Genomic DNA, 19,548 nt, shown 5'->3' with positions numbered 1-19,548 from the left:
TCATTGAATTATCTCCGCCGCGAAGGCTAGTGTGTGATCCGATAGACCGAAACAGATTTCAGGACCGGTGAACCATTTCAGAAGTGTTGCAGCCCCTCTCCCTTTCTTGAACGATGCCCTGCATCGCAAGGACCATGCAAACCCGTTCATGAATGACGGACAATGGGCAGGCAATGCCTTTGGCGATCCTCGGGACGCTGAAGAAAAAGTGTTATTTTTCATTACCCTAAGCTGTTCAAATTTCCACAAAAAATGCTGTTGCCACGCCTCCATATCGATGCATAAACTGGCGTCAGTAAAGGCAAACCGGATCGACCTCATCAGACCCTCTCCTCCCACCAAGGTGCTGACCGACCAATGATCAATAATCTAAACGCCGCCGATCTTCCCCGTCCCGCCCCGCGCAGTTCCAACCCGGAAATCATGGCAGCGGAAATCATCGAGCGCCTCACCTACCGTATCGGCAAGGACGTAAAAGTTGCCAAGCCGCATGACTGGCTGACCGCGACCATTCTCGTCGTCCGTGACCGCATCATCGACAAGTGGATGGCCTCCACCCGCAAGGCCTATGCCAACAATTCCAAGCGCGTTTATTACCTGTCGCTCGAGTTTCTGATCGGTCGCCTGATGCGCGATGCGATCTCCAATATCGGGCTGATGCACGAAATCAGGGACGCGCTTTCTTCGCTCGGCGTCGATCTCGATGTCATTGCCGGACTGGAACCGGATGCGGCACTTGGCAATGGCGGCCTTGGCCGTCTCGCTGCCTGTTTCATGGAATCGATGGCAACCGTCGATATTCCCGCCTATGGCTACGGCATCCGTTATGTGCACGGCCTTTTCCGCCAGCAGATGGCGGACGGATGGCAGGTGGAATTGCCGGAGACGTGGCTGGCGCACGGCAATCCCTGGGAATTCGAACGTCGCGAAAGCTCGTATGAAATCGGCTTTGGCGGATCGGTGGAAACCATCGGTGGATATGAGGAGCCGCAGCGCTTCGTCTGGAAACCGGCCGAACGCGTCATTGCCATGGCTTACGACACGCCTGTCGTCGGCTGGCGCGGCACCCGCGTCAACACCTTGCGCCTATGGTCGGCGCAGCCTATCGACCCCATTCTGCTTGCCGCCTTCAATGCCGGCGACCACATCGGCGCGCTGCGGGAAAGCAACAAGGCCGAAAGCCTGACGCGCGTTCTCTACCCCGCCGATGCGACCCCGGCCGGCCAGGAATTGCGTCTGCGGCAGGAGTTTTTCTTCTCCTCCGCCTCCCTGCAGGACATTCTGCGCCGTCACCTGCAGCAATATCCGGATTTCACCTCGCTGCCCGACAAGGTTTCGATCCAGCTCAACGACACGCATCCGGCCATTTCCATCTGCGAAATGATGCGCCTGCTATGCGATGTCCACGGCCTTGAATTCGACGAAGCCTGGAAGATCACGCAGGGCACCTTCTCCTACACCAACCACACGCTTTTGCCCGAAGCGCTGGAAAGCTGGCCCGTCCCGCTGCTCGAGCGGCTTTTGCCGAGGCACATGCAGATCGTCTATGCGATCAATGCCAATACGCTGGTATACGCCCGCAAGGAAAAGAAGATGCCGGATCAGCAGATCCGGTCCATCTCGCTGATCGACGAAAACGGTGAGCGGCGCGTGCGCATGGGCAATCTCGCCTTCATCGGCTCGCATTCCATCAACGGTGTCTCGGCACTTCATACCGAACTGATGAAGGAAACGGTCTTTGCCGACCTGCACAGCCTTTATCCCGAGCGCATCAACAACAAGACCAACGGCATCACCCCGCGCCGCTGGCTGATGCAGTGCAACCCCGGCCTGACCGGATTGATCCGGGAAGCGATCGGCGACGATTTCCTCGACGATGCGGAAAAGCTGACAGCGCTCGACCGCTTCGCCGACGATGCCGGTTTCCGCGAAAAATTTGCCGAAGTGAAGCGTCTGAACAAGGTGCGGCTTGCCAATACGGTGGCGCAACGCATGGGCATCCGTGTCGATCCCTCGGCCATGTTCGACATCCAGATCAAGCGCATCCATGAATATAAGCGCCAGCTTCTGAACCTTATCGAAACGGTGGCGCTTTACGACCAGATCCGTTCTCACCCGGAACTGGATTGGGTACCGCGCGTTAAGTTCTTCGCAGGCAAGGCAGCGCCGAGTTATCACAACGCGAAGCTGATCATAAAACTTGCCAACGATATTGCCCGGGTCATCAACAACGATCCGGCCGTGCGCGGGCTTCTGAAAGTGGTGTTTATTCCGAACTACAACGTCTCGCTTGCGGAAATCATGGTTCCGGCCGCCGATCTGTCCGAACAGATCTCGACGGCTGGCATGGAAGCCTCGGGCACCGGCAACATGAAGTTTGCGCTGAACGGCGCGCTCACCATCGGCACGCTGGATGGTGCGAACGTCGAAATGCTCGAACATGTCGGCGAGGATAACATCGTCATCTTCGGCATGACGGCGGAAGAGGTGTCGAAAGCGCGCGCCGAGGGCCACAACCCCCGCGCGATTATTGAACAGTCGGTGGAACTGTCGCAGGCGCTGTCATCCATCGCCTCCGGCGTATTCTCACCCGACGACCGCTCCCGCTTTGCCGGGCTGATCGACGGCATTTACAACAGCGACTGGTTCATGGTCGCGGCCGACTTCGACGCCTACGCCGAAGCGCAGCGCAAGGTGGATGCGATCTGGAGCGATCCGGAAAGCTGGTATGCGAAAACAGTCCGTAACACGGCGCGTATGGGCTGGTTCTCGTCCGACAGGACGATCCGGCAATACGCCGCCGATATCTGGAGAGCCTGATGAAAAAACCGCTCAATTCGGCCGAAGAGAAAAAGACTGGCGAAATCACGAAGGCTGAAATCGAGGCGATCAAGAGCGGTTTGCATTCCAACCCCTTTGCACTTCTCGGCGTTCACGAAACGCCGGGAGGTTTTTCTGCACGGTGTTTCATTCCGGGGGCTGAAGAAGTATCTGTCCTCACACTGGACGGATCTTTCGTCGGCGAACTGAAGCAGCTCGATCCGGAGGGTTTTTTCGAAGGCCCGGTCGATCTCACCTCGCGTCAGCCGGTGCGTTATCGCGCCTGTCGCGACGATGCGGAATGGGCAGTGACCGACCCCTACAGCTTTGGTCCGGTTCTTGGACCGATGGACGATTATTTCGTCCGCGAGGGATCGCATCTGCGACTGTTCGACAAGATGGGCGCTCATCCGCTCAAGCTTGAAGGCGTCGAAGGTTTCCACTTCGCCGTCTGGGCTCCCAATGCGCGGCGCGTCTCCGTCGTCGGCGATTTCAACAATTGGGATGGCCGACGACATGTGATGCGCTTCCGCAAGGATACCGGCATCTGGGAAATTTTCGCACCTGACGTCTATGCCGGCTGCGCCTATAAATTCGAGATTCTCGGCGCAAACGGCGAGCTTATGCCGCTGAAGGCCGACCCCTATGCACGGCGTGGTGAACTGCGGCCGAAGAACGCCTCCGTCACCGCACCAGAACTGGCGCAGAAATGGGAAGATCAGGCCCACCGGGAACATTGGGCGCAAGTGGACCAGCGCCGGCAGCCGATCAGCATTTACGAGGTGCACGCCGGTTCCTGGCGGCGTCGCGAGGACGGCACCTTCCTCAGCTGGGACGAAATGGCCACCCAGCTCATTCCCTATTGCACGGATATGGGCTTCACCCATATCGAGTTTCTGCCGATCACCGAACATCCCTACGATCCGTCCTGGGGTTACCAGACGACCGGGCTTTATGCCCCGACCGCCCGTTTCGGCGATCCGGAAGGTTTCGCCCGCTTCGTCAACGGCGCCCACAAGGTCGGCATCGGCGTGATCCTCGACTGGGTTCCTGCGCATTTTCCAACCGACGAGCACGGCCTGGGCCTGTTTGACGGGACAGCGCTTTACGAACATGCCGACCCGCGTCAGGGTTTTCATCCCGACTGGAACACGGCCATCTACAATTTCGGGCGCATCGAGGTATTGTCCTACCTCGTCAACAACGCGCTTTATTGGGCCGAAAAATTCCATCTCGATGGATTGCGCGTCGATGCCGTCGCCTCGATGCTCTATCTCGATTATTCCCGCAAGGAAGGCGAGTGGATCCCCAACGAATATGGCGGGCGCGAGAACCTGGAATCCGTCCGCTTCCTGCAGAAAATGAACTCGCTCGTCTACGGCACCCATCCGGGCGTCATGACCATTGCTGAAGAATCTACCTCCTGGCCGAAAGTGTCGCAGCCGGTTCACGAGGGCGGCCTCGGTTTCGGCTTCAAATGGAATATGGGTTTCATGCACGACACGCTGAGCTATTTCTCACGTGAGCCGGTGCACCGCAAGTTCCACCATCAGGAACTGACATTCGGCCTTCTTTATGCCTTCACCGAAAATTTCGTGCTGCCGCTTTCCCATGACGAAGTAGTGCACGGCAAGGGATCGTTGATCGCCAAGATGTCCGGCGACGACTGGCAGAAATTTGCCAATCTCCGGTCCTATTACGGCTTCATGTGGGGTTATCCCGGCAAGAAGCTGCTGTTCATGGGGCAGGAGTTCGCCCAGTGGAGCGAATGGAGCGAAAAGGGATCGCTCGACTGGAACCTTCGCCAATATCCGATGCATGAGGGTATGCGCCGCCTCGTGCGCGATCTCAACCTCACCTACCGTTCGAAAGCCGCTCTGCACGCCCGTGACTGCGAACCCGAAGGTTTCCAGTGGCTGGTGGTCGATGATCACGAAAACTCGGTCTTCGCCTGGCTGCGCTCGGCGCCCGGCGAAAAACCGGTTGCGGTTATCTGCAATCTGACCCCGGTCTACCGGGAAAACTATTATGTGCCGCTTCCTGTTGCGGGGCGGTGGCGGGAGATTCTCAACACCGATGCCGAAATTTATGGCGGCAGCGGCAAGGGAAATGGCGGACGCGTTCAGGCGGTCAATGCCGGTGGGGAGATAGGGGCGATGCTCGTCCTGCCGCCCTTGGCAACGATCATGCTCGAACCGGAAAACTGACAGACAGAACGGGAGGACAACCATGTCGGAAAAAAGAGTTCAGCCCCTGGCGCGTGATGCAATGGCCTATGTTCTCGCGGGCGGTAGAGGAAGCCGTTTGAAGGAATTGACGGACCGCCGGGCAAAACCAGCGGTTTATTTTGGCGGTAAGGCCCGCATCATCGATTTTGCACTTTCGAACGCGCTGAATTCCGGCATTCGCCGCATCGGCGTCGCCACGCAATACAAGGCTCACTCCCTCATCCGCCACCTGCAACGCGGCTGGGACTTCTTCCGTCCAGAGCGTAACGAAAGCTTTGACATTCTGCCGGCCTCGCAGCGCGTGTCCGAAACGCAATGGTACGAAGGCACCGCCGACGCCGTTTACCAGAACATCGACATTATCGAGCCCTATGCGCCCGAATATATGGTCATTCTGGCCGGCGACCATATTTACAAGATGGACTACGAATACATGCTGCAACAGCATGTCGATTCCGGCGCGGATGTAACGATCGGTTGCCTTGAAGTGCCACGCAAGGAAGCGTCGGGCTTCGGCGTGATGCATGTGAACGAAAAAGACGAGATCATCGACTTCATCGAAAAGCCGGCCGATCCGCCCGGCATTCCCGGCAATGAGAATTTCGCGCTTGCCTCGATGGGGATCTACGTCTTCCATACGAAATTCCTGATGGAAGCGCTGCGTCGCGATGCCGCCGACCCAACCTCCAGCCGCGACTTCGGCAAGGACATCATTCCCTATATTGTCCAGCACGGCAAAGCCGTCGCCCACCGTTTCGCGGACTCCTGCGTGCGTTCGGATTTCGAGCACGGACCATACTGGCGCGATGTCGGAACCATCGATGCCTATTGGCAGGCCAATATCGACCTGACGGATGTGGTGCCTGACCTCGATATCTATGACAAGTCCTGGCCGATCTGGACCTATGCGGAAATCACTCCGCCGGCGAAATTCGTGCATGACGATGAGGACCGCCGCGGTTCTGCCGTGTCGTCGGTTGTGTCAGGCGATTGCATCATTTCCGGCGCCGCCCTCAACCGTAGCCTTCTGTTCACAGGCGTGCGCGCCAATTCATACTCCCGCCTTGAGAATGCCGTAGTACTGCCGAGTGTAAAGATCGGGCGCCACGCCCAGCTCAGCAACGTCGTCATCGACCATGGAGTGGTCATTCCGGAAGGACTGATTGTAGGAGAAGACCCCGAACTGGATGCCAAACGTTTCCGGCGCACGGAAAACGGCATTTGCCTTATCACCCAATCGATGATCGACAAGCTGGACCTGTAGAGCCCATGAATGTCCTTTCGGTTTCATCCGAAATTTATCCCCTGATCAAGACCGGAGGGCTCGCCGACGTTACCGGCGCCCTCCCCATCGCGCTCGAAGCCTATGGCGTGAGAACGCGCACATTGATACCCGGATATCCGGCGGTGAAAGCCGCCGTGACGGACCCCGTCAAATGTTTTGAGTTCACCGATCTGCTTGGCGAAAAGGCCGATCTGCTCGAAGTCCAACATGAGGGGCTAGACCTTCTGATCCTTGACGCGCCCGCCTATTACGAGCGTTCCGGCGGCCCCTATCTCGGCCAGACCGGCAAGGATTATCCTGATAACTGGAAGCGCTTTGCGGCGCTCTCGCTGGCAGCGGCACGAATCGGCGCCGGTGTGCTTCCCGGCTGGCGGCCGGATATGGTGCACGCCCATGACTGGCAGGCAGCGATGACCCCGGTCTATATGCGTTATGCCGAAACGCCGGAGATTCCGAGCCTTCTCACCATCCACAACATTGCTTTTCAGGGTCAGTTCGGGGCCAACATCTTCAGCAAGCTCGAATTGCCCGCCCACGCCTTCGGCATGGAAGGCATCGAATATTATAACGATGTCAGCTTCCTCAAGGGCGGCTTGCAGACGGCAACCGCGCTCAGCACGGTCAGCCCATCCTATGCGGAAGAAATCCTGACCGCGGAATTCGGCATGGGGCTGCAAGGGGTGATCGGCAGCCGCGCCCATGTGCTGCACGGTATCGTCAACGGCATTGACGCCGATGTCTGGAACCCGGCCACCGACCATCTGATCCACGACAACTATTCCGCCACCAATCTCAAGAACCGCGCGCTGAACAAGAAGGCCGTCGCAGAACATTTCCGCATCGACCAGGATGACAGCCCGCTTTTCTGCGTCATATCCCGCCTCACCTGGCAGAAGGGCATCGATCTGATGGCGGAAGCCGTGGACGAGATCGTTTCCCTCGGCGGCCGTCTGGTTGTGCTGGGCGCCGGCGATGTGGCATTGGAAGGCGCGCTACTGGCGGCGGCATCCCGCCACCATGGCCGCGTCGGTGTCGCCATCGGTTATAATGAGCCGCTATCGCATCTGATGCAGGCGGGTTGCGATGCGATCATCATCCCCTCACGCTTCGAGCCCTGCGGCCTCACCCAGCTTTACGCGCTGCGTTATGGCTGCGTTCCCGTGGTTGCCCGAACCGGCGGCCTTGCCGATACGGTGATCGACGCCAACCATGCCGCCATCGCCAATAAATCGGCGACCGGTGTACAATTCTCACCCGTCACGCTCGACGGTCTGAAACAGGCGATCCGCCGGACCGTGCGTTATTATCACGACCCGAAACTTTGGACACAAATGCAGAAACTCGGCATGAAATCCGATGTTTCCTGGGAAAAAAGCGCTGCGCTCTACGCCGCGCTTTACAGCCAGCTTATTTCGAGAGGCCATTGAAACAATGATCAAGACCGTTCAGACGACACCCTTTCAGGATCAGAAGCCGGGCACATCCGGCCTGCGCAAGAAGGTGCCCGTCTTCGCCCAGGAAAATTATGCCGAAAACTTCATCCAGTCGATCTTCGACTCGCTTGAGGGCTTTCAGGGCCAGACGCTGGTGATCGGCGGCGATGGCCGTTATTACAACCGCGAAGTCATCCAGAAGGCGATCAAGATGGCGGCCGCCGCCGGTTTCGGCAAGGTGCTGGTCGGTCAGGGCGGCATTCTCTCCACCCCCGCCGCCTCCAATATCATCCGCAAATACAAAGCCTTCGGCGGCATCGTGCTTTCCGCCAGCCATAATCCTGGTGGCCCGACCGAAGATTTCGGCATCAAATACAATATCGGCAATGGCGGCCCAGCGCCGGAGAAGATCACCGACGCGATCTATGCCCGCTCGAAGGTCATCGACAGCTACAAGATTTCCGACGCTGCCGACGTCGATCTCGACAAGGTGGGCAGCTTCAAGGTGGATGAACTGACGGTCGACGTCATCGATCCGGTCGCCGATTATGCCGCTTTGATGGAAGAACTGTTCGATTTTGCCGCCATTCGCGCCCTGATTGCCGGCGGCTTCAAGGTTGTCGTCGATTCCATGAGTGCCGTCACCGGCCCCTATGCCGTGGAAATCATCGAAAAGCGTCTCGGCGCGCCGAAGGGCTCCGTCCGCAACGCAACGCCTCTGCCCGATTTCGGCGGCCACCATCCCGACCCCAACCTGGTGCACGCCAAGGAGCTTTATGACGATGTCATGAGCCCGGAAGGTCCCGATTTCGGCGCGGCGTCGGATGGCGACGGCGACCGCAACATGGTGGTCGGCAAGGGCATGTTTGTCACCCCGTCCGACAGCCTGGCGATCATCGCCGCCAATGCGCGGCTCGCGCCCGGTTATGCCGCCGGCATTTCCGGCATCGCCCGTTCCATGCCGACAAGTGCCGCAGCCGACCGCGTCGCCGAAAAGCTTGGGCTTGGCATGTACGAGACGCCAACCGGCTGGAAATTTTTCGGCAACCTCATGGATGCCGGCAAGGTTACAATCTGCGGTGAGGAAAGCTTCGGCACCGGCTCCAACCACGTGCGCGAAAAGGATGGCCTGTGGGCCGTGCTCTACTGGCTGAACATTGTCGCCGCCCGCAAGGAAAGCGTGAAGGACATCGTTACCAAGCACTGGGCCGAATATGGGCGCAACTATTATTCCCGCCACGATTATGAGGAAGTGGATTCGGACGCAGCAAACACTCTGGTGGCCATCCTGCGCGAAAAACTCGCAACACTTCCCGGCACCAGCTACGGCAATCTTAAGGTCGCAGCTGCTGATGATTTCGCCTATCTCGACCCGGTCGACCAGTCCGTCAGCAAGAACCAGGGTATCCGCATCCTGTTCGAAGGTGGTTCGCGCATCGTGCTGCGCCTTTCCGGCACGGGCACTGCGGGCGCAACGCTCAGACTTTACGTCGAGCGCTATGAGCCGGATGCGGCCCGTCACGGCATCGAAACGCAGGCGGCGCTTGCCGACCTTATTTCCGTTGCCGATACGATCGCCGGCATCAAGGCCCATACCGGCCGCAACGAACCGACCGTCATCACGTAAGGTTTTGCATTGCACGCACCGTTTCCGGCAACGGGCATAGCGAAAAACTTGGCAGGCGGCCATGAGGCCGCCTGAGGTTACTGACTAACCTCCCCGCCAGACTCGATATCATCATCTTCCGGAGAGAGAGACCATGCAGAAACCAGCCGTTTTCCCCAAAGGCATAACCCAGACGGAAAACGGAACGGAATTTGCGGTCTATTCCCGGCACGCCTCACAAATCGACCTTTGCCTTTTTGATGCGACGGGCGAAAAAGAGACGGCGCGTTTGCCAATGAGGCGCGATGAGAATGACATTCACCGGCTGACAGTTGCCGAGACCGGCCCCGGTGCGCGATATGGCTACCGCGCCGACGGCATTTATGCCCCCGAACATGGCTTGTGGTTCGACCCCGCAAAACTGCTGCTCGACCCCTATGCCACGGAGATAGACCGGCCATTCCGGCATGATGCCGCGCTTTTGGCCTATGGCGAAGACACGGGCGCGATCATGCCAAAGGCGATCCTGTCGCAATATGAGCAGGTCAGGCGCCAGCCGCCACGCTTTGCCGAAGGCGGGCTGATTTACGAACTCGCGGTTAAATCCTTCACCAAATTGCATCCTGCCGTGCCGGAAGAGCTGAGAGGCACGGTGGCAGCGCTGGCTCATCCTGCCATTATCGCGCATTTGAAAAAAATCGGTGTCGATGCGGTGGAGCTGATGCCGATCACCGCCTGGATCGACGAGCGCCACCTGCCGCCGCTTGGCCTTTCCAATGCATGGGGATACAATCCCGTCGGCTTCATGGCGCTCGATCCGCGCCTCTGCCCCGGCGGAGTGCGGGAGCTGCGCGACACGGTTGCAGCCCTGCACGCGCAAGGCATTGGCGTCATTCTCGATCTGGTCTTCAACCATACGGGTGAAAGCGACAGCGAAGGCTCCATCCTGTCTTTGCGCGGACTGGACAATCTCACCGCTTTCCGTCACCCGGAAGGAAAGCCGGGCGTGCTGGTCAATGACACCGGCACCGGCAACACGGTGGCCTGCGATCATCCCTATGTGCGCCAGCTCATTATCGATTCCCTGAGGCATTTCGTTCTCAATGCCGGTATCGATGGCTTCCGTTTCGATCTCGCGCCCATATTGGGACGAACGGCTAGTGGCTTCGACATGGCCAGCGAAACGCTTGCCGCCATGCACTCTGACCCGGTACTATACGACCGCGTGCTGATCGCCGAACCATGGGATATCGGCCCCGGCGGCTATCAGCTCGGCAATTTTCCGGAGAGCTTTCTGGAATGGAACGACCGCGCCCGCGACGACATGCGCCGGTTCTGGCGCGGCGATGCGGGAACGACCGGGGCGCTGGCCAATGCGCTTTCCGGCTCTTCGCCGATCTTTTCCCGCCATGGACGTTCGAAAAGCCGCAGCGTCAATTTCCTTGCCGCCCATGACGGTTTCACCCTGTTCGATCTCGTCAGCCACGAACACAAGCACAATGAGAAAAACGGCGAGAACAATCGCGACGGGCATAATGAAAATCATTCTTGGAACAATGGTTTGGAGGGATTGACGGACGATCCTGCCGTCGTGGCCGCCCGCCACGCGGATGTGAAAGCGCTGCTTTCCACGCTCTTCGTCAGTCGCGGCACGTTGATGCTGACCGCCGGCGATGAGGGTGGCCGCAGCCAGTATGGCAATAACAATGCCTATTGCCAGGACAACGAGATAACGTGGGTCGACTGGTCGTCGCTCTCCCAGGAGCTGACTGACCACACCGCATTTCTTGCCGCACTTCGCAAACGCTTCGGCGTGTTTTCGCAAACCGAGTTTTTCTCCGGCAACGGCGATGTGGCATGGCTTGCCCCCGGCGGAGAACCGATGACGGTCGCGGAATGGGAAAGGCCGGACATGCCGGCTTTCGCCATGGTGCTTGCCACGCCGGACCACGAGACCGAAAACGACGCGGAGCTTGCCGTGCTCATCAACCGCAGCCATGAGATCGTGCCCTTCACCCTGCCGGGCGACGACTGGCAAGCGATGGGCACGGATTTCGGCAATCCGGCCTTCCTGCCTGCCCGCTCGGTGGTGTTTTATCTGCGCGGTTGATCGCTTGGCCCCGGCACCTTTATAAGTTCCGAAAGGCAATCGAGAAGAGGTAACATGGCAAAGGAAATAGCGCTGGCGGAAATGAAAAATTTCGTCGGCACGGAGCTGGGCGTTTCCGACTGGATCACCGTCGACCAGACAATGATCGACGCCTTCGCAAAAGCGACGCTGGACGAACAGTTCATCCACACCGACCCGGAACGCGCCAAGGCGGAAAGCCCCTTTGGCGGCACCATCGCGCATGGGTTCCTGACGCTCTCGCTGCTTTCGGCTCTGAATTACGATGCCCTGCCCCGCATTCGCGAAACGACCATGGGCATCAACTACGGCTTTGACGCCGTCCGCTTCGTCACGCCGGTCAAAAGCGGAGCACGGGTGCGTGGCCGTTTCACTTTGGCTGAGGCGCGGTTTCGCGGCGCCGCCATGCTGGTGACGACCTATGATGTTACGGTGGAGATAGAAAACGAGAAAAAACCGGCGCTCACTGCCCGCTGGACAACCATCACCCAGTTCAACCCCGAGGACAGGCCGCAAGACGCCTGATGGCGAAGTAAATCCCAATTTGAGATCGGAGTGTCTGTGAGATTCGCATATTTGATAGAACCTCCGTTCAACTACAGGAACGAATGCGGCGATGTGACCGGGTGCGATGTGGAGTTGGCGCGAGTCATTCTAGCCATGATCGGTATTCATGACATTGAATTCATCGAAGCCGAATTCTCGCAATTGTTGCCTGGGCTGAACGAAAACCTTTGGGATATGACTACTGGCCTCTTCGATACCGCTGAACGCAGAAAGATCGTGACGTTCAGCCATCCCATCTGGGCGTTGCCTGATGGACTGTTGGTGAGGAAGGGCAACCTCAGAGATCTGGACGGATACGCATCGGCAGCAAAAAATCCGGAATGTACGCTGGTCGCGATCCGTGATCAGATCCAACATCGCGCAATTATGGAAGCGGGCGTGCCCGATGACCGCATTCTCATTTGCGAGACCTACGACGAGGCCGCTCAGGCCGTATTGGATGGGCGTGCCGACGCCTATGCCAGCGTGGCCATGGCCCATCTCGGTTTTATGCAGCAAAATCCAGAGCTCGATTTGGAAGTTGTCTCCGTTTTACCGAAAGAGAGACCAGCAGCCTCAGGCGCATTTGCTTTCCGCCAATCCGACCGGGAACTCCAGAGCGCGGTCGATGCGGCGCTCCTTTGTTATATCGGATCAGACGAGCACCGTGTGCTGATGCGCAATTTTGGTTTTGATGATCAAGCCCTCGTCAACCGCGAGGCCAGTCTGGCAAAGTAACGCCAGACTGCGCAAAGGAGACGGCCCAATGCATGATGAAGCCGTAAGAGACGCGTTTCTCGCACAGGCAAGAGCCTGCGACAGCCTCGGTTCGCCCTTTACCGCACGGCTTTGCCGCGCGGTGGCGGCGCGGCTGGATCGCCAGACGGACGTTGGCGAGATGATTTTGTCCTGGCCTGGCGATGTTGGCCCGTCCGGCGATTCCGTCCCACTGCGGCTTGCCGGTGCCCTGCATGCGCTTGTCATCGAGGACAAGATCACTCCTCTTGTCGATATAGCACCCGAAGACGAGAATGCGCTCTGGCAGGCTTGCGCAAGTGCCTTGCGCTTCCATTCGGGCTTCATCCTCGAAAGACTGAAATCGCCGCCGCAGACCAACGAAGTCCGCCGTTCCGCTGTGCTGCTGCCGGGTTTTCTTTCCATTGCGGAGCTTTTTGGCAAGCCGATGGTCCTTTCAGAGGTCGGCGCCAGCGCCGGTCTGAACCTGCAATTTGACCGCTACCAGTATCGTCTTGGCGATCTTGCCTGGGGCAGGCAATCCGAAGTGTCCATGTCGCCGGAATGGCGCGGAGACACCCCGCCCGACAAGCGGATAGAGGTCATCGAGCGCGCCGGCTGCGATCTTAACCCACTCGATCCGTCGTCTGCCGAGGACCGGTTGCGGCTGATGTCATATGTCTGGGCCGATCAGACCGACAGGCTGGAGCGCACGGCGGCCGCCCTGCGTATTGCGGTGGAGAACGGCTTGCACGTTGAAAAGGCTGACGCAATTGACTGGCTGCAACGCCGCCTTGCCGCGCAACATTCGGGCGCTGCCCATGTGGTCTACCATTCTGTCGCCTGGCAATATCTTCCCGATGCGCTGAAAGAGGCCGGCGAAACGCTGATCGCCGAGGCTGGAAGCCGTGCCACCCCTGAGGCTCCGCTTGCCCGCCTGCAGATGGAGGCAGATACGACGCCGGGAAGCGCCGCAATCACCCTGCAAATCTGGCCGACCGGTAAGAAACAGGAAATCGGCCGCGCCGATTTCCATGGGCGATGGGTGGAATGGCAGGGGTGGAAAAGCTAGACCGCCACATCCTGCGCCGCTTCCTGCAACAGGCCGCCGACATATTCGGCGAAGGAGCGCCAGCACTCTACCCGGAACGTATCGTCAGCCACGCGCAGCAGCACCACTTCCGCCTTGCCGAAAACCGTTCGCGAGCAGGCGCCGATCGGGAACTGTGCGATAGACAGATCCTGCGGGCAACCGGCGTTCAGGGCTACCTCCGCGCCGGGGCCGGAAACGATGACAGCCGTGTTGCGGTGGGAAACGTCGGTCGCCGAAAACAGGCCGGGAACGGTGGCGAGCGCCGCCATCAGGTCGCTTTCGCCCTGATCGATCACCAGCCATTCGTCCGGACCAAGCCAGAGAGCGGAGCGCAAACCCGATGTGACAGAGCTTTTCGGGCTGTTGGGCAATAACAGGCCGAGTGCATCCGAGAGGGCCGGCAGTGCGCTTTCCCTTGCGCGCAGCGACAGCCGCGACGCCGAGGCGGCGGGCTTCAGCGAGACGAAGGGCGAACCACCGTGGAAATCCTCGAGTACGGATTTGCGTTTTGCGTGAAGTGTGTCAGCCATTGAGACGGGCTCCTTCCTTGTCGAGGAAGACCATGTCGGTCACTTCGACGGCAATTGTTTTATCGGCAAGCGGGATGTAGAGCGTTTCGCCTATGCGCGCCCTGCCATCCGCCACCAGCGCAAAGGCGATGGAGTGGCCGAGATTTTCCGACCAGTAGGCGGAAGTGACATGGCCGAGCATGGTCATGGGTTTCGGCTGGTTTGGATCAGCAACGATCTGGCCACCCTCTTCGGGAACAGTCAGCCGGTCCTTCGTCTTGAGGCCCACAAGCTGCTTTCGACCGGAGCGCATGAGATCCGGGCGTTTCAGACCGCGAATACCGACGAAATCCGTCTTCTTCTTGGAAACGGCCCAGGCAAGCCCGGCATCGTCAGGCGTCACGGTGCCGTCGGTATCCTGTCCGACGATGATGTAACCCTTTTCGGCACGCAGGATGTGCATGGTCTCGGTGCCATAAAGGCATCCGCCCACCGCTTCGGCCCGTTCACGGATCGCGGTCCAGACGGCAGCGCCGTAATCGGCCGGAACGTTGATTTCGAAACCAAGCTCACCCGTGAATGATACACGGAAGAGACGCGTGGGCACACCGCAGAAGGTGCCTTCCGCGACCGCCATATGCGGGAAGGCTTCGGGCGAAATATCGATACCCTCGACGAAAGGCGCGATCACCTCGCGCGCTTTCGGTCCCTGCACCGCAATCACCGCCCATTGTTCGGTCGCCGATGTCAGCCAGACATTCAGCTCGGGGAATTCGGTCTGGAGATAATCCTCCATGTGCTGGAGAACGCGCGGTGCGCCGCCCGTCGTCGTCGTCACATGGAAACGGTCCTCGGAAAGACGACCGACAACACCGTCATCGTAAACGAAACCGTCCTCGCGCGTCATGATGCCATAGCGGCAACGGCCGGGTTTCAGTGTGTCCCAGGCATTTGTGTAGATGAGGTTCAGGAACTTAGCCGCATCGGGGCCGACCACCTCGATCTTGCCGAGCGTGGAGGCATCGAACACGCCGACGCTTGTCCGCACCGTCTTGCATTCGCGGTTGAGCGCCTCGTGCATATCCTCACCGCCGCGCGGGAAGAACCATGCGCGCTTCCAGTTGCCGACATCCTCGAAAAGGGCGCCTGCCGCAGCCTCTTCGTCATGCATCGGCGTCTTTCGGGTCGGGTCGAACAGCGCACCGCGCGAATGGTTGATGAGCGTGCCGAAGGTGACCGGCGTATAGGGTTGGCGGAAAGTGGTGAGACCGACCTTCGGCAGATCCCGCCCAAGCGCTTCCGAGGCAATGGCAAGGCCATGCATGTTGGACATCTTGCCCTGATCGGACGCCATGCCATTGGTGGTGAAGCGCTTGATATGCTCGACCGAATGCATGCCTTCACGCACGGCCAGGCGAATATCCTTGGCGCAGACATCGTGCTGGAAATCGATGAAGGCCTTGACGCCGGTGCCTTCGCCTGCCCCTTCCGCAGCGCCGATCATGCCGCCGGTCCAGGCGCGCGCATTCTCACCGGAGAATTCCGCTGCACCGCCACCTGCGGCAGCAGCCTCGGCGATCAATGCGGCGAGATCGTCCGTGCCGTTGCAGGCGCCGACTGACACACAATTCTGCACATGGATGTCAGGCAGGAACCGCTGGTTTGCCGCGTCAAACTTCAGCTTGCCGCGCGATTGCGAGAAGAGATGCACCGAAGGCGTCCAGCCCGCCGAAACGACGAGCGCGTCGATGGCGATCTTGCGCTTGTTAGAGCCGCCATTGCGGCCAACGCTCATGGAAGAAACGCGCAGCCGCCCTGACGTATCGTAAACACTGTGACCCGCCAGTACCTCGATGCCCAGCGCCCGCGCCTCGTCCAGCAGCCGCCGATCGGGGTTCTCGCGGCAATCCACGATAGCGGCGATCTTCACACCCGCTTTCTTGAGATCGAATGCCGTCTCATAGGCAGAATCATGGGCTGTGTAGACACCGACATTATTGCCGACGGTCACGCCGTAATGGTTGAGATAGATGCGCGCAGCAGAAGCCAGCATGATGCCGGGACGATCATTATTGGCAAAGACCATGTGCCGCTCGATCGCGCCTGCCGCCAGAACGACCTTCTTGGAGCGGACCTGCCACAGTCTTTCACGTGGCTGGTGTTTGGCCGGCGTGGCGAGGTGATCGGTCACACGCTCGGCCAGCGCCACGAAATTGTGGTTGTAATAACCGAACGCTGTCGTGCGGGTCAGAACACGCACATTGGGCAGCGATTTCAGTTCAGTCAAAACTTTTTGCGCCCAGTCATATCCGGACAGGCCGTCGATGACCGCACCGGTATCAAAACGCAGCGCGCCGCCAACTTCGGCATTCTCATCAACCAGAATGACGCTGGCGCCAGTTTTTGCAGCGGTGAGCGCCGCTGTCAGCCCGGCCACACCGCCACCGGCCACCAGCACGTCGCAATGGGCATAGCGGCCGGAATAATGATCCGCATCCGGCTCGGTCGGCGCCTTGCCGAGACCGGCTGCGCGACGGATGATCGGTTCATAAATCTTGTGCCACGCGGCCTTCGGCCACATGAACGTCTTATAGTAGAAACCAGCCGCAAACATCGGCGACAGGAAATCGTTGATCGCACTGATATCGAAGGACAGCGACGGAAAGCGGTTCTGCGAGGCGATGATGGCGCCGTCGAATACATCCTGCACCGTGGCGCGCACATTCGGCTGCTTGCGCAGGCTGTCACGCGACACGTCGATCAGCGCATTCGGCTCCTCCGGGCCGGCGGAAAGGAAACCGCGCGGCCGGTGATATTTGAACGAACGGCCAATCAGATGCACGCCATTCGCCAGAAGTGCGGATGCAACGGTGTCGCCTTCCAGCGCCTGATAGATCTTGCCGTCGAAGGTGAAGCGTGCCGTTCTGGCAGGTGTCAGGCGACCGGCGCCCTTGATACGATAATCGCCGCTCATTGCGCAGCTCCCTTTTGGGCGGAAAGAACCGCGTCGGCATCCGGTTTCGGCTCGCCTGCCTTGTAGGTCATCAGGAATTTGTCGCTGACGGAATCGCGCGCGGCGTTGAAAAAGCGGCCGCAACCGTGAATGTGGCGCCAGCGCTCGAAAACGAGACCTTTGTCATTGTCGCGAATGAAGAAATATTCGGCAAAGGCCTCGTCCGAAATATCGGCAATGTTTTCCGGCCGGGCGATATGGGCTTCGCCCGCCCAGCGAAATTCGAGTTCGGAACGGTCTTCCCGGCAATAAGGGCAATGGATCAGAAGCATCGTGGCTCCACCTTCAAAGAGAACTTTCCGGAAGCATGCTTCCGGCGGGTTGGTCACACAGCCGCTTTCCCATCGCAACGAAGGGGGAAAGCCGCTTCAAGAGCTGCTCGAAATTATCGAATGGTTTCAGCGCCGAGGCCCGACCCATATTGATGATGGCAACCGCCATCATGTCGGTGTCGATCGCGAAGGGCTCGTCCTGCGCACCATTTTCCTTCTCGCCGACGAAATAGACCAGCTTGTCCGCGAGACTCGGCGCGCAGAGCAAAAGGCCTTTTTCCGCCACGAAAGGCCAGTCGCGTTCACCCTGCATTCTCTGGATTTTCTGGCTACGAAAATCCCCCATCTCGGGGATGAGATTGCCCGCCGGCACGACCGCCGCCGCAACACCCATGTTTGCCGAAAGCATAACCGCCGCCAGCATCAGTGCGCCACGGCGGCGGCAGCGGCCTCGTCGATGAGGCGTCCGGTGCGGAAACGATCGAGCGTCAGCCCCGCCGCCAGACGGTGCGGTTCGCCGCGCGCGATGAGATGCGCAAACAGATTGGCCGAGCCCGGCGTCGCCTTGAAACCGCCCGTGCCCCAGCCGCAATTGACAAAGAGATTTGGCACCGGCGTCACACTCTGAATGGCGGAGCGATCGGGTGTGTTGTCGGTAATGCCGCCCCATTGGCGCATCATCTTGACGCGGCGGAAAATCGGGAACAGCTCGCAGATGGCGTCAAGCGTATGCGTGATGATCTGCAGGCCGCCAGTCTGGGAGTAGGAATTATACTGGTCGGTGCCAGCACCGATGACCAGCTCGCCCTTGTCCGACTGGGAGATATAGGCATGCACCGTATTGGACATGACGACACAGGGGAAGATCGGCTTCAGCGGCTCTGATACCAGCGCCTGTAACGGGTTGGAATGCAGAGGCACACGCACATCCGCCATTTTCATCAGAACGGAGGAGTGGCCGGCGGCGGAAACGCCGATTTTCTTTGCGCCAATGAAACCGCGATTGGTCTCGACGCCCGTGACCGCGCCATCAGGTCCGCGCCTGATGGCCGTGACTTCGCAATTCTGGATAATGTGCACGCCGCGATCGGAAGCCGCACGCGCATATCCCCAGGCCACCGCATCGTGACGCGCCGTGCCGCCGCGCCGCTGGAGGGCAGCACCGTTGATCGGATAACGCGCATTGCCGGAAATCTCGAGTGGCGGGCAATAGGCCTTGGCTTGTTCCGGCGTCAGCCATTCATTGTCGATGCCATAGAGACGGTTGGCATTGATATGGCGCTTGAAGGACTGCTGGTCGTGAATATTGTGCGACAGCATCATAACGCCGCGCGCCGAATACATGACGTTGTAATTGAGATCCTGGCTCAGGCCTTCCCATAATTTCAGGGAATGCTCGTAGATATCCATGCTCTCTTCATAGAGATAATTGGAGCGGATGATGGTGGTGTTGCGGCCGGTATTGCCACCGCCTAGCCAGCCCTTTTCCAGCACCGCTATATTGGTAATGCCGTGTTCCTTGGCAAGATAATAGGCGGCCCCAAGACCGTGGCCGCCGCCACCGATGATGATGACGTCATATTCCTTGCGCGGCTCGGGCGACGCCCATTGCGCATCCCACCCCTTATGACCCCGCAACGCCTCGCGCGCCACGGCAAAAACGGAATATTTGCGCATTCGCAGTCTGCTCCTCAAGAACCGGCCAGAAGCCGAAAGCATAGCTCCGGCACATATTATACACATGGCAAATCGGCATCGGAGGCAATATCCATTTTGCGACGCCGCAATGCTTTTGTTTCGACATTGCAGGCAGAATGCCGGGATAGCTGGATTTTGGCTGTTGAATATGCGGTACCGTATGGACTTGCTGCAAATGTTCT

14 protein-coding genes are annotated in these 19,548 nt (G+C 59.1%); 9 read left to right on the top strand and 5 right to left on the bottom strand.

Annotation, left to right across the window (positions count from 1 at the left end; translation table 11 throughout):
* Positions 1 to 357 precede the first annotated feature (357 nt).
* The 9 genes from G6L97_RS19505 (at position 358) to G6L97_RS19465 (ending at position 13,853) form a co-directional block, all read left to right on the top strand.
* Positions 358 to 2,820 carry a glycogen/starch/alpha-glucan phosphorylase gene (locus tag G6L97_RS19505; RefSeq protein ID WP_004431815.1) on the top strand — a complete coding sequence of 821 codons (2,463 nt, stop codon included), beginning with the start codon at positions 358 to 360 and terminating at the stop codon, positions 2,818 to 2,820.
* A complete protein-coding gene (gene glgB, locus G6L97_RS19500; protein ID WP_004431812.1) occupies positions 2,820 to 5,027 on the top strand; it encodes a 1,4-alpha-glucan branching protein GlgB in 2,208 nt (735 codons plus the stop codon). Before G6L97_RS19505 ends, glgB begins: the two co-directional genes overlap by 1 nt.
* Before the next feature lie 22 nt (positions 5,028 to 5,049).
* Positions 5,050 to 6,312, top strand: a complete 1,263-nt coding sequence (glgC, locus tag G6L97_RS19495; protein WP_004431809.1) for a glucose-1-phosphate adenylyltransferase — start codon at positions 5,050 to 5,052, stop codon at positions 6,310 to 6,312.
* Between the two features lie 5 nt (positions 6,313 to 6,317).
* Positions 6,318 to 7,760, top strand: a complete 1,443-nt coding sequence (gene glgA / locus G6L97_RS19490) for a glycogen synthase GlgA (RefSeq protein ID WP_004431807.1) — start codon at positions 6,318 to 6,320, stop codon at positions 7,758 to 7,760.
* A 4-nt stretch (positions 7,761 to 7,764) separates the two neighbouring features.
* A complete protein-coding gene (locus tag G6L97_RS19485; RefSeq protein ID WP_004431805.1) occupies positions 7,765 to 9,393 on the top strand; it encodes an alpha-D-glucose phosphate-specific phosphoglucomutase in 1,629 nt (542 codons plus the stop codon).
* A gap of 133 nt (positions 9,394 to 9,526) precedes the next feature.
* Positions 9,527 to 11,482, top strand: a complete 1,956-nt coding sequence (gene glgX, locus G6L97_RS19480) for a glycogen debranching protein GlgX (protein ID WP_174003608.1) — start codon at positions 9,527 to 9,529, stop codon at positions 11,480 to 11,482.
* Between the two features lie 54 nt (positions 11,483 to 11,536).
* Positions 11,537 to 12,025, top strand: a complete 489-nt coding sequence (locus G6L97_RS19475; RefSeq protein WP_004431798.1) for a MaoC family dehydratase — start codon at positions 11,537 to 11,539, stop codon at positions 12,023 to 12,025.
* 30 nt (positions 12,026 to 12,055) lie between these two features.
* Complete coding sequence (locus G6L97_RS19470; RefSeq protein ID WP_309509976.1) at positions 12,056 to 12,784, top strand: transporter substrate-binding domain-containing protein; 729 nt, start codon at positions 12,056 to 12,058, stop codon at positions 12,782 to 12,784.
* A 28-nt stretch (positions 12,785 to 12,812) separates the two neighbouring features.
* Positions 12,813 to 13,853, top strand: coding sequence for a DUF2332 domain-containing protein (locus tag G6L97_RS19465; protein WP_035199923.1), 1,041 nt, complete (start codon positions 12,813 to 12,815; stop codon positions 13,851 to 13,853).
* Here G6L97_RS19465 and G6L97_RS19460 read toward each other — a convergent pair.
* Genes G6L97_RS19460 through G6L97_RS19440 form a run of 5 tightly spaced genes read right to left on the bottom strand, consistent with a single transcriptional unit; the run spans position 13,850 to position 19,345 of the window.
* Positions 13,850 to 14,404 carry a sarcosine oxidase subunit gamma gene (locus G6L97_RS19460; RefSeq protein WP_004431791.1) on the bottom strand — a complete coding sequence of 185 codons (555 nt, stop codon included), beginning with the start codon at positions 14,402 to 14,404 and terminating at the stop codon, positions 13,850 to 13,852. The genes G6L97_RS19465 and G6L97_RS19460 overlap by 4 nt on opposite strands.
* Complete coding sequence (locus G6L97_RS19455; protein ID WP_004431789.1) at positions 14,397 to 17,357, bottom strand: sarcosine oxidase subunit alpha; 2,961 nt, start codon at positions 17,355 to 17,357, stop codon at positions 14,397 to 14,399. Before G6L97_RS19455 ends, G6L97_RS19460 begins: the two co-directional genes overlap by 8 nt.
* Complete coding sequence (locus G6L97_RS19450) at positions 17,354 to 17,668, bottom strand: sarcosine oxidase subunit delta (RefSeq protein ID WP_004431787.1); 315 nt, start codon at positions 17,666 to 17,668, stop codon at positions 17,354 to 17,356. Before G6L97_RS19450 ends, G6L97_RS19455 begins: the two co-directional genes overlap by 4 nt.
* A 13-nt stretch (positions 17,669 to 17,681) precedes the next feature.
* A complete protein-coding gene (locus G6L97_RS19445) occupies positions 17,682 to 18,092 on the bottom strand; it encodes a hypothetical protein (protein ID WP_004431784.1) in 411 nt (136 codons plus the stop codon).
* Positions 18,092 to 19,345 carry a sarcosine oxidase subunit beta family protein gene (locus G6L97_RS19440; RefSeq protein ID WP_004431781.1) on the bottom strand — a complete coding sequence of 418 codons (1,254 nt, stop codon included), beginning with the start codon at positions 19,343 to 19,345 and terminating at the stop codon, positions 18,092 to 18,094. The genes G6L97_RS19445 and G6L97_RS19440 overlap by 1 nt, the downstream gene beginning before the upstream one ends.
* Positions 19,346 to 19,548 lie beyond the last annotated feature (203 nt).

The organism is Agrobacterium tumefaciens (assembly GCF_013318015.2).
In the GTDB taxonomy this organism is placed as follows: domain Bacteria; phylum Pseudomonadota; class Alphaproteobacteria; order Rhizobiales; family Rhizobiaceae; genus Agrobacterium; species Agrobacterium tumefaciens.
This window is presented reverse-complemented; position numbering and strand designations above follow the sequence as displayed.